General features: G+C 72.6%; 13 protein-coding genes and 1 riboswitch. Of the genes, 9 read left to right on the plus strand and 4 right to left on the minus strand.

What is annotated here, in order from left to right; all coding sequences use genetic code 11:
• Positions 1–69 precede the first annotated feature (69 nt).
• Both ACIP8Z_RS13490 and ACIP8Z_RS13495 read right to left on the minus strand, forming a co-directional pair.
• Positions 70–303, minus strand: coding sequence for a ferredoxin (locus tag ACIP8Z_RS13490; protein ID WP_030321717.1), 234 nt, complete (start codon positions 301–303; stop codon positions 70–72).
• The gene (locus tag ACIP8Z_RS13495) at positions 303–1,766 is read right to left on the minus strand and encodes an aldehyde dehydrogenase (protein WP_402082580.1); all 1,464 of its coding nucleotides are present in this window, start codon (positions 1,764–1,766) and stop codon (positions 303–305) included. The genes ACIP8Z_RS13490 and ACIP8Z_RS13495 overlap by 1 nt, the downstream gene beginning before the upstream one ends.
• 152 nt (positions 1,767–1,918) lie before the next feature.
• Between ACIP8Z_RS13495 and ACIP8Z_RS13500 the strand changes: the two genes are divergently transcribed.
• Positions 1,919–2,956, plus strand: a complete 1,038-nt coding sequence (locus ACIP8Z_RS13500) for an MBL fold metallo-hydrolase (RefSeq protein WP_402083810.1) — start codon at positions 1,919–1,921, stop codon at positions 2,954–2,956.
• A 4-nt stretch (positions 2,957–2,960) separates the two neighbouring features.
• Here ACIP8Z_RS13500 and ACIP8Z_RS13505 read toward each other — a convergent pair whose 3' ends face one another.
• Positions 2,961–3,131, minus strand: a complete 171-nt coding sequence (locus tag ACIP8Z_RS13505) for a hypothetical protein (protein ID WP_402082582.1) — start codon at positions 3,129–3,131, stop codon at positions 2,961–2,963.
• Between the two features lie 148 nt (positions 3,132–3,279).
• Positions 3,280–3,418, plus strand: a riboswitch (cobalamin riboswitch).
• 76 nt (positions 3,419–3,494) lie between these two features.
• On the opposite strand from ACIP8Z_RS13505, the gene ACIP8Z_RS13510 reads away from it, so the two are divergent.
• The 7 genes from ACIP8Z_RS13510 to ACIP8Z_RS13540 all read left to right on the plus strand — a co-directional run bounded on the left by ACIP8Z_RS13510 (position 3,495) and on the right by ACIP8Z_RS13540 (position 10,140).
• Positions 3,495–4,757 (plus strand): prenyltransferase/squalene oxidase repeat-containing protein, encoded by a 1,263-nt coding sequence (locus ACIP8Z_RS13510; protein WP_402082584.1) that lies wholly within the window; start codon positions 3,495–3,497, stop codon positions 4,755–4,757.
• A gap of 101 nt (positions 4,758–4,858) precedes the next feature.
• Complete coding sequence (locus tag ACIP8Z_RS13515; protein ID WP_402082586.1) at positions 4,859–5,497, plus strand: SCO2322 family protein; 639 nt, start codon at positions 4,859–4,861, stop codon at positions 5,495–5,497.
• Positions 5,498–5,556: 59 nt separating this feature from the next.
• The gene (locus ACIP8Z_RS13520; protein ID WP_402082588.1) at positions 5,557–5,760 is read left to right on the plus strand and encodes a hypothetical protein; all 204 of its coding nucleotides are present in this window, start codon (positions 5,557–5,559) and stop codon (positions 5,758–5,760) included.
• Positions 5,757–6,881 carry an energy-coupling factor transporter transmembrane component T gene (locus ACIP8Z_RS13525; RefSeq protein ID WP_402082591.1) on the plus strand — a complete coding sequence of 375 codons (1,125 nt, stop codon included), beginning with the start codon at positions 5,757–5,759 and terminating at the stop codon, positions 6,879–6,881. The genes ACIP8Z_RS13520 and ACIP8Z_RS13525 overlap by 4 nt, the downstream gene beginning before the upstream one ends.
• Entirely contained in the window at positions 6,878–8,584 is a 1,707-nt protein-coding gene (locus tag ACIP8Z_RS13530; RefSeq protein WP_402082593.1) for an ABC transporter ATP-binding protein, read from the plus strand. The genes ACIP8Z_RS13525 and ACIP8Z_RS13530 overlap by 4 nt, the downstream gene beginning before the upstream one ends.
• Complete coding sequence (locus ACIP8Z_RS13535; protein WP_402082595.1) at positions 8,581–9,453, plus strand: ECF transporter S component; 873 nt, start codon at positions 8,581–8,583, stop codon at positions 9,451–9,453. The genes ACIP8Z_RS13530 and ACIP8Z_RS13535 overlap by 4 nt, the downstream gene beginning before the upstream one ends.
• Positions 9,454–9,738: 285 nt before the next feature.
• On the plus strand, positions 9,739–10,140 hold the full coding sequence (locus ACIP8Z_RS13540; protein ID WP_319309082.1) for a transglycosylase SLT domain-containing protein: 402 nt from the start codon (positions 9,739–9,741) through the stop codon (positions 10,138–10,140).
• A 121-nt stretch (positions 10,141–10,261) separates the two neighbouring features.
• Here ACIP8Z_RS13540 and ACIP8Z_RS13545 read toward each other — a convergent pair whose 3' ends face one another.
• On the minus strand, positions 10,262–11,431 hold the full coding sequence (locus ACIP8Z_RS13545) for a steroid 3-ketoacyl-CoA thiolase (protein ID WP_402082598.1): 1,170 nt from the start codon (positions 11,429–11,431) through the stop codon (positions 10,262–10,264).
• Positions 11,432–11,682: 251 nt separating this feature from the next.
• Between ACIP8Z_RS13545 and ACIP8Z_RS13550 the strand changes: the two genes are divergently transcribed.
• Positions 11,683–12,930: a cytochrome P450 gene (locus tag ACIP8Z_RS13550; RefSeq protein ID WP_402082600.1), complete on the plus strand. Its 1,248-nt coding sequence runs from the start codon at positions 11,683–11,685 to the stop codon at positions 12,928–12,930.
• Positions 12,931–12,950 lie beyond the last annotated feature (20 nt).

Raw genomic sequence — 12,950 nt, forward strand, 5'->3', positions numbered from 1 at the left:
GAGTGTCACACACGCGGTACGCGCAGGTCACGGCGATTCCGGCGGCGCAGGCGGCCGGTACCGGTCCGGCTATTCCTCCGGCGGGAAGACCGGCTCCCCGCCGTCCGCGAGAGTGATCATGATGGCCTCCACCGGGCACCCCTCGGCCGCCGCGAGCAGTTTCTCGCCCGCGTCCGACTCCGGCTCGCGCGCGTGGGACTGCCGGGCGGTGTCGAGGCGGAAGCCGTCCGGGGCGTGGTTCACACACATGCCGGAGCCGATGCAGACGCTCCGGTCGACCTCGACGTGCCAGCGGTCTCCCATCACGCGCCGCCCTCGTAACCGGCCGGCAGGTGGATCATCTTGTGCTCCAGGTACTCGCCGAAGCCCTCGGGCCCGAACTCCCTCCCCAGACCGGAGTTCTTGTAGCCGCCGAAGGGGCCGAGCATGTCGAGGCTGAAGGTGTTGACGTTGAAGGTGCCGGTGCGCACACCGCGGGCGAAGTCGATGCCGTGCTCCACGTCCCCGGTCCAGACGCTGCCGCTGAGCCCGAAGTCGGAGTCGTTCGCGAGGCGCAGGGCCTCGGCCTCGTCCCCGTACGGCAGCAGGCAGATGACCGGCCCGAAGATCTCCTCACGGGCGATCCGCATGGAGTTGTCGACACCGCCGAAGAGCGTCGGCTCGACGTACCAGCCGCGGTCGAGCCCGGCCGGACGGCCGCCGCCGGAGAGGACCTTGGCTCCCTCCTCCTGGCCGATGCGGATGTAGTCGAGGGAACGCTGCTGCTGCCGCTGGGCGACCAGCGGCCCGACCTGAGTGGCCGGATCGAGCGGGTCGCCGACGACGAGCGCGCCGGCCGCGGCGGCGAAGGCCTCGGCGATCTCCTCGTAACGGGAGCGGGGGACGAGGATCCGGGTCTGGGCGACGCACGCCTGGCCGTTGTTCATCCAGGCGGCCGGGACGATCCCGGCGACAGCGGTCGCGAGGTCGGCGTCGGGCAGGATCACGGCGGCCGACTTCCCGCCGAGTTCGAGGGTGACGCGGGTGAGGTTTCGGGCGGCGACCTCCATGACCCGCTTGCCCGCGGCGACCGAACCCGTGAAGGAGACCTTGTCGACGCCGGGGTGGCCGACGAGGTACTCGCTGACCTCGCGGTCGGCGGGCAGGATGCTGAGCACGCCCTCGGGCAGCCCGGCCTCGGTGGCGATGTCGGCGAGGATGTACGAGTCGAGCGGCGACTCCGGCGAGGGCTTGAGGACCACCGTGCAACCGGCGAGCAGCGCGGGCCCCAGCTTGGCGGCGGCGGTGAACTGCGGCACGTTCCACGGGACGACGGCCGCGACCACACCCACCGGCTCGCGCCGGACGAGCAGCGGGCCGAGTATGCCGCCGCGCCGCTCCTCGTACGTGAAGTCGCGCGCGACGGTGATCGCCGCGTCCCAGACCATCATCGCGCCGAGCGCCTGGGCGAGGACGGACCAGGAGTACGGGGAACCGTTCTGCGCGCTGATGGAGCGGGCGATCTCCTCGTGGCGCACGGCGATCGCGTCCTTGATGCGGCTGACGACGGCGATCCGCTCCTCCACCGTCATCCGGGGCCAGGGCCCTTCGTCGAAGGCCCGGCGGGCGGCCGCCACGGCCCGGTCGACATCGGCGGTGGAGGCGTGCGGGACGCGTCCGATGACCTCCTCGGTGTGCGGGGAGACGACCTCGATGACGTCCGCGCCGAGCGGGTCGGTCAACTCCCCGCCGATGAACAGCTTTCCGTGCTCCACAAGCTCGGTCATGACCGCCGCCTTCATGAGGAGATGAATTCCCTGACGATGCCTCAGAACTGATACCAGTTCTAGTTATAGTGGGCAATGGGCGAGCACGCTCCGCACCGCCGTGGAGAGATTCCGTACCGCCGTGGAGAGATGAGGGATCCATGCAGGGACCCATGCCCCAGGTGACCGAGCACGGCGGAGGCGTCTGGTCGCTCCGGGTGCCCATCCCCGACAATCCGCTCGGGCACACGCTGGTCCACGTGCTCGACACCGACCGCGGGCCCGTCCTCGTCGACACCGGCTGGGACGACCCGGCCTCGTGGGCCGAACTCACCGGCGGGCTCGCCGCGTTGGGCATCGACGTGTCGGACGTCCACGGTGTCGTCATCACCCATCACCACCCCGACCACCACGGCCTCTCCGGCAAGGTCCGCGAGGCGTCCGGGGCCTGGATCGCCATGCACGCCGCCGACACCGACGTCGTGCGCCGCACCCGCGAGGCCGAGCCGGGTACCTGGCTCGACTACCTCGCCCGCAAGCTCGCCGCCGTCGGCGCCCCCGAGGACCACCTCGGCCCCCTGCGGGCCGCCCGCGCCTCCGGGCGGATGCGCACCCTGCCCGGGCTGCGTTCCGCCCTCCCCGACCGGGAGATCGTCCCCGGCGAGCTCCTCGACCTCGCCGGACGGCGGCTGCGCGCGATCTGGACCCCCGGCCACACCCCCGGCCACGTCTGCCTCCACCTGGAGGAGGAGCACCCCTCCCGGCTGCCCGGCCACGGCCGGCTCTTCTCCGGCGACCATCTGCTGCCCGGGATCACCCCGCACATCGGGCTGTACGAGGACCCCGACGACTCCACCGTCACCGATCCCCTCGGCGACTACCTCGACTCCCTCGAACGCATCGGCCGCCTCGGCGTCGCCGAGGTCCTCCCCGCCCACCAGCACGCCTTCACCGACGCCCCCGGCCGGGTCCGTGAACTCCTCGACCACCACGAGGAACGGCTCACCGGGCTCATCGGCCTGCTCGCCACCCCGCTCACCCCCTGGCAGCTCGCCGTGCGGATGGAGTGGAACCGTCCCTGGGACCAGATCCCCTACGGCTCCCGCAACATCGCCGTCAGCGAGGCCGAGGCGCACCTGCGCCGCCTGGTGAAACTCGGCCGCGCGGAGGCGGTGCAGGGGACGGAACCCGTCCAGTACGTGGCCGTGTGAGGCGTCAGGCCTTGACGAGGCGGACGACCGCCGCGATCAGGACGACCGGTGAGAGCCCTCCGCCGAGGATCATCACCGGCATGGCCACCCACCACAGGTAGTGCCGACCATCGCCGTCCCCGTAGTCGTAGACGTTGTGGACGAACAGGAACCGGAGGAGGTGCAGGGTCAGCACCCCGACCAGCGCGATCCAGTAGAGGGCGACGCCGGCAACAGCGGCCCCTCCCCGGGCGGCGCGCCCGCGAGGCCCGCGGCACGGGCCCGCCGGCCGTACCCGCGAAGCCCGGTGTGAGGCGCCTCGCACCCGCCGGGCCGCGGGCATACGGGCCGGTAGAGTGGGCGGGTCGTCATCATGCCCGTACGTGGGGGAAGCCGGTGGAACTCCGGCACTGACCCGCAACCGTGAACAACTCCTGCCCAAGGAGTCGTAAGTCGGAATGCCCCGTCCGGGACGTGACCGCCGGCACCGTCGAGGAATACGGAGCCGGAGCCTGGTGCCCCTGAGGCGTGCCGGTGCCCGGCCGCAGGAGAGGGCCCCATGAACACCGTCCGCCGCGGCGCCACCGCGCTCGCAGCCGCCACCGTCCTGCTCGGCACCGGAGCGGCCGGGGTGGCGGGAGCGGCCACCACCGCGCCCTCCCCCACGCCCTCCGCCGTCACGATCCCGGACGGTCTGTACGGCAAGAACGACCCGACGTACGACGGTGTCTGGCGTCAGTCGCTCGCCTTCCTCGCCCAGCGCTCCACCGGCTTCCAGCCCTCCGACAAGGCCGTGGACTGGCTGCTCGGCCAGCAGTGCGCGGACGGTTCGTTCAGCTCGTACCGCGCGGACGTCACGACGCCCTGCGACGCGAAGACCATGCGGGACACCAATGCCACGGCGATCGCCGTGCAGGGGCTCCGCGCGGTCCGGGGGCAGTCGGCCTCCCCCGAGACGATCGACAAGGCCGTCAAGGCGGGCTCCGACTGGCTGCGCACCGTGCAGAACAAGGACGGCGGCTGGGGCTACAGCCCCGGCGGCGCCAGTGACGCCAACTCCACCTCGGTCGTCATCGGCGCGCTCGCCGCGACGGGCCTGCGGCCCACCCTGTTCACCTCCGCCGAGGGGCGTACGCCCTACGACGCGCTCCTCTCCTTCGCGCTGCCCTGCTCGGACAAGGAGGGCGCGGGGGCCTTCGCCTACCAGCCCGACAAGGCCGGCAAGCTCCTCGCGAACGCCGACGCCACCGCCGCGGCCACCCTCGCGGGCCTCGGCAAGAACGTCACCGCCACCAAGGCCTCTCCCGAGCAGCCGCCGGTCTGCAACGACCTGTCGAAGCCGACGGTCGAGCGGGCCGCGCTCAACGGCGCCTCCTACCTGGCGAAGGCCCTCGCGAAGACCGGCCACCTGACCCTGCCGCCGATGCCGGGCGCCACCGACACGACCGAGCAGCCCGACGTCGGCAACACCGCCGACGCGGTCGTCGCGCTCGCCGCGGCCGGCGCCTCGAAGGAGGCGAAGCCCGCCGTGGAGTGGCTGGAGAAGAACTCCGCCGCCTGGGCGAAGGGCGGCGGCCCGGCCGCGTACGCGCAGCTGATCCTGGCCGCGCGGGCGACGGAGACGGACCCGCGCGAGTTCGGTACGGCGGACCTGGTGGAGCAGCTCAACGCCACCGGCCCGGCGCCGAAGACGCCGGACACCTCGGCCTCCTCCACGAGTGACGACGAGGGCGGCCTCGGCTTCGACATCTGGTGGATCATCGGCATCGGCATGGTCGTCGGCGTCGGCATCGGCTTCCTCGTGAGCGGCCGCAAGAAGTGACCGCCGCGCGAGGGAACGGTGCCCGAGGGAACGGTGCCCGACGGCGTGGCTCCCGTACCGCCGGAGCCGCGGCCGGGGCGCTCCTGACGCTCACCGCGGTCGTGGCCGCGGCGGCTCCGGCGCAGGCCGCCGGCTACCGCTACTGGTCGTTCTGGGAGAGCGACGGCGGGAAGCCCTGGGCGTACGCCACCCAGGGTCCGGCGACCGCACGCCCCGCCGACGGCGACGCGATCGGCTTCCGCTTCGCCATCAGCAACGGCACGAACGACACCTCCCGGCCGTCCGTCGCCCCCGACTTCACGGGGATCTGCGGGGGCGTGGAGAAGAAGGACGGCACGAAGCGGGTCGCGGTCGTCGTCGACTTCGGCGGCCCGGCGGACGCGCCGCCCGGCGAGGCCCCGCCGGAGAAGCCGGTGAAGGTCGGCTGTGCGCAGGTCCGTGAGGACGCGACGGGCGCGGAGGCGCTCGCCGAGGTGGCGAAGCCGCTGCGGTACGACGGCGCGGCCATGCTGTGCGGGATCGCCGGCTACCCGGCGCGGGGCTGCGGCGAGCCGGTCGCGGAGACCGGTGGGACCGGGGAGACCGGTGGGACCGGGAAGACGCCGTCGTCGGCCGCGCCGAGCGCCTCGGCGACCGCCGGCGAGGACGGCGGGAGCCCGTCCTTCGGCGTGCTCGCCGGCGGGGCGGCCGTGCTGGCCCTGGGCGGGGCGGCGATCTGGAAGGCCCGCCGGCGCGGATGAGCCCGGTACGCACGCAGGTGGACGCGGTACGCACGCGGGTGAGCCCGGGGGGCGCGCGGATGAGCCCGGTACCCACGCAGCTGGACGCGGTACGCACGCGGGTGAGCCCGGAGGGCGCGCGGATGAGCCCGGTACGCACGCAGCTGGACGCGGTACGCCCGCGGGTGAGCCCGGAGGGCGCGCGGATGAGCCCGGTACGCACGTGGGTGGACCCGGTGGGCACGTCGGCGAGCCCCGTACGCACGTCGGTGAACCCGGTATGAAGGTGATCCACGTCCTCCGCGCCCCGGAGGCGAGCCGGTCCAACGCGCTGCACGCCGGAGCCTGGTGGGTGTGGGCGCTCGGCCTGGCCGTCGCCGCCTCCCGCACGACGAACCCCCTCCTCCTCGGCCTCCTCGTCGGGGTCGCGGGCTATGTCGTGGCGGCCCGGCGCACGGACGCGCCCTGGGCGCGCTCGTACGGCGCGTTCGTGAAGCTCGGCCTGTTCGTCGTCTTCCTGCGGGTCGTCTTCTCGCTGCTGCTCGGCTCCCCGATCCCGGGGACGCACCTGCTGTTCACGCTGCCCGAGGTGCCGCTGCCCGAGTGGGCGCAGGGGGTACGGATCGGGGGGCGGGTGACGGCCGAGCAGCTGGTGTTCGCGCTGTACGACGGCGCGAAGCTGGCGACCCTGCTGATCTGCGTGGGCGCGGCGAACTCGCTCGCCAACCCGGCGCGGCTGCTCAAGTCGCTGCCGGGCGCGCTGTACGAGGCCGGGGTCGCCGTCGTCGTGGCGATGACCTTCGCGCCGAACATGGTCGCGGACGTGGTGCGGCTGCGTACCGCCCGGCGCCTGCGCGGCCGCCCCACGGGCGGGGTGCGGGCGGTGCTCCAGATCGGGCTGCCGGTCCTGGAGGGCGCCCTGGAGCGGTCGATCGCGGTCGCGGCGTCGATGGACGCGCGCGGGTACGGCCGGACGGCGCAGGTCCCGGTCTCGGTGCGCCGCACCACGAACGTCCTGACCCTGGGCGGACTGCTCGGAATCTGCGCCGGTTCGTACGGGCTCCTCGCGGCGGAGGGCGCCGGATACGGGCTGCCGCTGCTCGGCGCCGGGCTGCTCGCGGCCATGGCGGGGCTGCGGCTCGGCGGCCGCCGGACGGTCCGCACCCGGTACCGGCCGGACCGCTGGGGCGTGCGGGCCTGGGTGGTCGCGGGCTCCGGGGTGGCGGTGGCGGTCCTGATGATCTGGGCGAACACGTACGCGCCGGAGGCGCTGCACCCCGGGGTCGTCCCGCTGGAGGCGCCGGAGCTGCCGCTCTGGCCCGCGATGTCGGTCCTGGTGGGTCTGGTGCCGGCGTTCGTGGCGCCCGTACCCGCAACAGCCCCCGCTGCGAAGGAGAAGGCGTGATCCGCTTCGAGAACGTCTCGGTGACCTACGAGGAGGATGCCGAGCCGACCCTGCGGGACGTGAACCTGACCGTCCCCGAGGGCGAGCTGGTCCTGCTCGTCGGCCCTTCGGGCGTCGGCAAGTCGACCCTCCTCGGCGCCGTCTCCGGCCTCGTCCCCCATTTCACCGGCGGCACCCTGACCGGCCGGGTCACGGTCGACGGCCGCGACACCCGCACGCATCCGCCGCGCGAGCTGGCGGACCTGGTGGGCACGGTCGGCCAGGATCCGTCCGCGCACTTCGTCACCGACACGGTCGAGGACGAGCTGGCGTACGGCATGGAGTCCCTGGGCCTCGCGCCGGGCGTCATGCGGCGCCGGGTGGAGGAGACCCTGGACCTGCTCGGCCTCGCGGAACTCCGCGACCGCCCGATCGCGACGCTCTCCGGGGGCCAGCGGCAGCGGGTCGCGATCGGCTCGGTCCTGACCCCGCACCCGAAGGTCCTGGTCCTGGACGAGCCGACGTCGGCGCTGGACCCGTCGGCGGCGGAGGACGTCCTGGCGGTGCTGCAGCGGCTGGTGCACGACCTGGGCACGACGGTGCTGCTCGCGGAGCACCGCCTGGAGCGGGTGGTGCAGTACGCGGACCAGGTGCTGATGCTGCCGGAGGGGGTGATGGGCGCCCCCGCCGAGATCATGGCCGTGTCGCCGGTGCATCCGCCGGTGGTGGGGCTGGGGCGGCTGGCGGGATGGGACCCGCTGCCGCTCACGGTGCGCGACGCGCGACGCCGGGCAGGGGAGCTGAAGGCCCGGCTGGAGGGCCGGGTCCCCGCGGCGCCGGTTGGATGTCCAGCCCGTCCGGCGTCCGAGGACCGGGGTCCGGGACGGAGCCCCGGTTTCGGGAAGGGGCGGGGTGGGGGACTCGGCCTGTTCAAGCAGCGCCGTACCCCATCCGCACCCGCCACCCCCACCACGACCCCCCTCGTCCTGACCGAAGCCCTCGCCGTCCGCCGCGGCCGCGTCGAGGCGCTCCGTCGCGTCGACCTCCAGGTCCGGGCCGGCGAGACGCTCGCCCTCATGGGCCGCAACGGCGCCGGCAAGTCCACCCTCCTCTCCGCCCTCGTCGGCATGATCGCCCCGACCTCCGGCACCGTCCGCGTCGCCGGCCGGGCCCCGCACACCACGAGCCCCGGCGAGCTGATCCGCCAGGTCGGCCTGGTACCGCAGGAGCCGCGCGACCTGCTGTACGCGGACACGGTCGCCGCCGAGTGCGCGGCGGCCGACGCGGACGCGGGCGCCGAGCCCGGGACCTGCCGGGCGCTGGTGTCCGAGCTGCTGCCGGGCGTCGCGGACGACACCCACCCCCGGGACCTGTCGGAGGGGCAGCGGCTGGCACTCGCGCTCGCCGTCGTCCTGACCGGCCGCCCGCCCCTGCTCCTCCTGGACGAGCCGACCCGCGGCCTGGACTACGCGGCGAAGGCCAGGCTGGTCGCCCATCTCCGCACCCTGGCCGCCGACGGGCACGCGATCGTGCTCGCGACGCACGACGTGGAGCTGGCGGCCGAGCTGGCGCACCGGGTGGTGATCATCGCCGACGGCGAGGTGGTGGCGGACGGGCCGACGGCCGAGGTGGTCGTCTCCTCCCCCGCGTTCTCTCCGCAGGTGGCGAAGATCCTGGCGCCGCAGCCGTGGCTCACGGTCGAGCAGGTGGAGGCGGCGCTGTGAGCACCCGCCCGGTACGCGCGGTCCGGCTTGGGCCACGCTCCGTCACCGCCCTCGTCCTCGTCTCCCTCATCGGTCTTTTCGCCTTCTGCTGGCCACTCTTCGCGGACGCCGGCTCCGCCGTGACCTCGCACGCCGGGGACGCGCCGTGGCTGTTCGCGGCGCTGCTGCCGCTCCTCGTCGCGGTGGTCGTGGCGACGATCGCGGACTGCGGGATGGACGCGAAGGCGGTGGCGATGCTGGGCGTGCTGGCCGCCGTCGGCGCGGCCCTGCGGCCGCTGGGCGCGGGGACGGCCGGTCTGGAGCCGATGTTCTTCCTGATGGTGCTGAGCGGCCGGGTCCTCGGGCCGGGGTTCGGTTTCGTCCTCGGCGCGGTGACGATGTTCGCGTCGGCCCTGCTCACGGGCGGAGTGGGGCCCTGGATGCCGTTCCAGATGCTGTCGATGGGCTGGTTCACGATGGGCGCCGGGCTGCTGCCGGGGCCGGGCGGGCTGCGGGGCCGGGGGGAGCTGCTGATGCTCTCGGTGTACGGGTTCGTGGCGGCGTTCGCGTACGGCACGATCATGAATCTGCAGGGCTGGGTGCTGCTCCAGGGCCTGAGCAGCGGGATCTCGTTCCAGCCGGGCGCCCCGCTCGACGAGAACCTGGTCCGTTTCCTGGCCTACGTCACCGCCACCTCTCTCGGCTGGGACCTGGGACGGGCCGTTCTCACCGTCGTCCTCACCCTCACCATCGGCGGCACGCTCCTGAAGGCGTTGCGGCGGGCGACGCGGCGGGCGAACTTCGAGGCCCAGGTCACATTCGGGGGCCCTGAGAAGCCCTCCCCGGGTGAGCCGCCCCACAGGACCTACGTCACGTACGAGCCGGAATAGTAGTCGGGCGGTACCCACCCAAACCGCCCACAGCGGTGCATGACCTGCGGAAACACCCCACACCCACCCCCCGGGACCTTCCTCCGACGTCCGAACCTTCCTCGTACAGGGGGTCGTTGCGTCGGCGTTCCAGCCCTGCTTGTCTGGTGGACGTCGCCAGGCAGCCGGTGCTCACCGCAGCGCCTCGGACGGCCGGTTCCCCCAGTTCCCGGGTTCCCCGGGCTCTGGTTCCGGCTTGCCGAAATCGCCTGACGCAGCCCTTGTTCCCGAAGTTAGGCAGAAACCTTGATCCGCTCGATCACCACTCGTGTCGCCGCCCGCAAGAAGACCTTCGCCGCCTCCGCAGCCGTGCTGCTGGGTGCGTCGGGTGCGGTGCTCGGCACGACGGGCTCGGCCTCGGCCGCCAGCCCGCAGGATGTCGCCCGGCAGATCGTCCCCGCTTCGCAGTACGCGTCCTTCAGCAAGATCGTCTCGCACGAGTCCGGCTGGAACCCGAAGGCCACCAACTCCTCCAGCGGCGCCTACGGCCTCGTCCAGGCCCTCCCGGCCTCGAAGATGTCCTCGGCCGGTTCCGACTGGAAGACGAACCCCGCCACCCAGATCAAGTGGGGTCTCAACTACATGAACGAGCGCTACGGCTCCCCGAACGCCGCTTGGGCGTTCTGGCAGGCCAACGGCTGGTACTAAGAGTCACCGCCGCACAAGCGCCCACCCGCAAGGCCCCGCCTCCCGTCAGGGAGGGCGGGGCCTGCGGCGTTCTCCGGCGTCCGCCATGGCCGCCACGGCTTCCCGCAGCCGCCGCTGGTCCCTACAGCCGCTGAATGATCGTCCCCGTCGCCACCGCCCCGCCCGCGCACATCGTGATCAGCGCGAACTCCTTGCCGGTGCGCTCCAGCTCGTGCAGCGCCGTGGTGATCAGCCGGGCCCCGGTCGCCCCGACGGGGTGGCCGAGGGCGATCGCGCCGCCGTTCACGTTCACCTTCTCCAGGTCCTGGTCGAAGACCTGCGCCCAGCTCAGCACCACCGAGGCGAAGGCCTCGTTGATCTCGACGAGGTCGATGTCCCGGAGCGACATCCCGGCCTTGCCGAGGACGGCGCGCGTGGCGTCGATCGGTCCGTCGAGGTGGAAGTGCGGGTCGGCGCCGACCAGGGCCTGGGCGACGATCCGGGCGCGGGGCTTCAGCTTGAGGGCGCGGGCCATGCGCTTGGAGGCCCACATGATCGCGGCGGCGCCGTCGGAGATCTGGGAGGAGTTCCCGGCGGTGTGGACGGCGGTCGGCATCACGGGCTTGAGGCGGGCGAGGCCCTCCATGGTGGTGTCGCGCAGACCCTCGTCGCGGTCGACGAGCCGCCACATGCCCTGCCCGGCGGCCTGCTCCTCCTCGGTGGTGGGGACCTGGACGGCGAAGGTCTCGCGCTTGAAGCGCTCCTCGGACCAGGCGTTCGCCGCGCGCTCCTGGGAGAGCAGGCCGAGGGAGTCGACGCGTTCGCGGGTGAGGCCGCGGTGGCGGGCGATGCGCTCGGCGGCCTCGAACTGGTTGGGCAGGTCGACGTTCCACTCGTCGGGGAAGGGCTTGCCGGGGCCGTGCTTGGACCCGGAGCCGAGCGGGACGCGGGACATGGCCTCGACACCGCAGCTGATCCCGATGTCGATGACGCCGGCCGCGACCATGTTGGCGACCATGTGGCTCGCCTGCTGCGAGGAGCCGCACTGACAGTCGACCGTGGTGGCTGCCGTCTCGTAGGGGAGGCCCATGGTGAGCCAGGCCGTGCGGGCCGGGTTCATGGACTGCTCGCCGGCGTGGGTGACCGTACCTCCGACGATCTGCTCGACGCAGTCGGCGTGGATGCCGGTGCGTCCGAGGAGTTCGCGGTAGGTCTCGCCCAGGAGGTAGGCGGGATGGAGGTTGGCGAGCGCGCCTCCACGCTTGCCGATGGGGGTGCGTACGGCTTCGACGATGACGGGTTCCGCGGCCATGAGCTCGTCCTCTCCTCGACCGGACGGGGCGTCCCGGCAGCCCGTCGGTCGGCGTCACGGGGGAACTAGTACGCGTTCTAGTTCTGAGTGCAGTCTTATGACTGCTACCGCGGGTACGCAAGGGTCCGGGAGGCAACACTTCCCGTTCTGGCCCTTGCTACTTGTAGAACTCGTTACTAACTTTCCCGGCAACTCCTGACGGCCCATCAGATCCCCTCATCAGATTCCCTCAGATGTGGAGTGTGTTGCCGATGCCCTGTCCCCACCTTCCCGAGGGGTTCGACGCCACCGACCCCGATCTGCTCCGCGACCGCGTCCCCTTCCCGGAGTTCACCCGGCTGCGGCAGACCGCACCCGTCTGGTGGTGCCCCCAGCCGCCCGGCATCACGGGCTTCGCGGACGGCGGGTACTGGGCCGTCACGCGCCACGCGGACGTCAAGTACGTCTCCACGCACCCCGAGCTGTTCTCCTCGAACGAGAACACGGCCGTCATCCGCTTCAACGAGCACATCACCCGGGACCAGATCGAGGTCCAGAAGCTGATCATGCTCAACATGGACCCGCCCGAGCACACCCGGGTCCGCCAGATCGTCCAGCGCGGCTTCACCCCGCGGGCGATCCGGAACCTGGAGACCGCCCTGCGCGACCGCGCCCACGCCATCGTCGACGAGGCCAAACGCGCCACGGACGCCGACGGCACCTTCGACTTCGTCACCCGGGTCGCCGTCGAACTCCCCCTCCAGGCCATCGCCGAACTCATCGGCGTCCCCCAGGAGGACCGCTCCCGGATCTTCGACTGGTCGAACAAGATGGTCGCGTACGACGACCCCGAGTACGCCATCACCGAGGAGATCGGCGCCGAGGCCGCCATGGAACTCATCGGCTACTCGATGAACATGGCCGCCGCCCGCAAGGAATGCCCCGCCGCCGACATCGTCAGCCAGCTCGTCGCCGCCGAGGGCGAGGGCAACCTCTCCTCCGACGAGTTCGGCTTCTTCGTGCTGCTGCTCGCCGTCGCCGGCAACGAGACCACCCGCAACGCCATCAGCCACGGCATGCACGCCTTCCTCACCCACCCCGACCAGTGGGAACTCTTCAAGCGGGAACGGCCGGCGACCGCCGCCGAGGAGATCGTGCGCTGGGCGACCCCCGTCGTCTCCTTCCAGCGGACCGCCACCCAGGACACCGAGATCGGCGGGCAGAAGATCGCCAAGGGCGACCGCGTCGGCCTCTTCTACTCCTCCGCCAACAACGACCCCGAGGTCTTCACCGACCCCGAACGCTTCGACATCACCCGCGACCCCAACCCGCACCTCGGCTTCGGCGGCGGCGGACCCCACTTCTGCCTCGGCAAGTCCCTCGCCATCAAGGAGATAGAGCTGATCTTCAACGCGGTCGCGGACGCCCTGCCCGACCTGACGCTCGCCGGCGAACCGCGCCGGCTGCGGGCCGCCTGGCTGAACGGGGTGAAGGAACTCCGGGTCCGCGCCGGGACCTGAGCGTGCGGAGTGGGACGGGA

The organism is Streptomyces sp. NPDC088553, assembly GCF_044752965.1.
Taxonomy (GTDB): domain Bacteria; phylum Actinomycetota; class Actinomycetes; order Streptomycetales; family Streptomycetaceae; genus Streptomyces.

What these genes read in the sequence shown, in the direction of transcription:
- ACIP8Z_RS13550 (WP_402082600.1), top strand. Translation starts at nt 11,683, where the DNA reads ATGCCCTGTCCCCACCTTCCCGAGGGGTTCGACGCCACCGACCCCGAT.
- ACIP8Z_RS13510 (WP_402082584.1), top strand. Translation starts at nt 3,495, where the DNA reads ATGAACACCGTCCGCCGCGGCGCCACCGCGCTCGCAGCCGCCACCGTC.
- ACIP8Z_RS13545 (WP_402082598.1), bottom strand. Translation starts at nt 11,431, where the DNA reads ATGGCCGCGGAACCCGTCATCGTCGAAGCCGTACGCACCCCCATCGGC.
- ACIP8Z_RS13525 (WP_402082591.1), top strand. Translation starts at nt 5,757, where the DNA reads ATGAAGGTGATCCACGTCCTCCGCGCCCCGGAGGCGAGCCGGTCCAAC.
- ACIP8Z_RS13490 (WP_030321717.1), bottom strand. Translation starts at nt 303, where the DNA reads ATGGGAGACCGCTGGCACGTCGAGGTCGACCGGAGCGTCTGCATCGGC.
- ACIP8Z_RS13520 (WP_402082588.1), top strand. Translation starts at nt 5,557, where the DNA reads ATGAGCCCGGTACCCACGCAGCTGGACGCGGTACGCACGCGGGTGAGC.
- ACIP8Z_RS13500 (WP_402083810.1), top strand. Translation starts at nt 1,919, where the DNA reads ATGCCCCAGGTGACCGAGCACGGCGGAGGCGTCTGGTCGCTCCGGGTG.
- ACIP8Z_RS13495 (WP_402082580.1), bottom strand. Translation starts at nt 1,766, where the DNA reads ATGACCGAGCTTGTGGAGCACGGAAAGCTGTTCATCGGCGGGGAGTTG.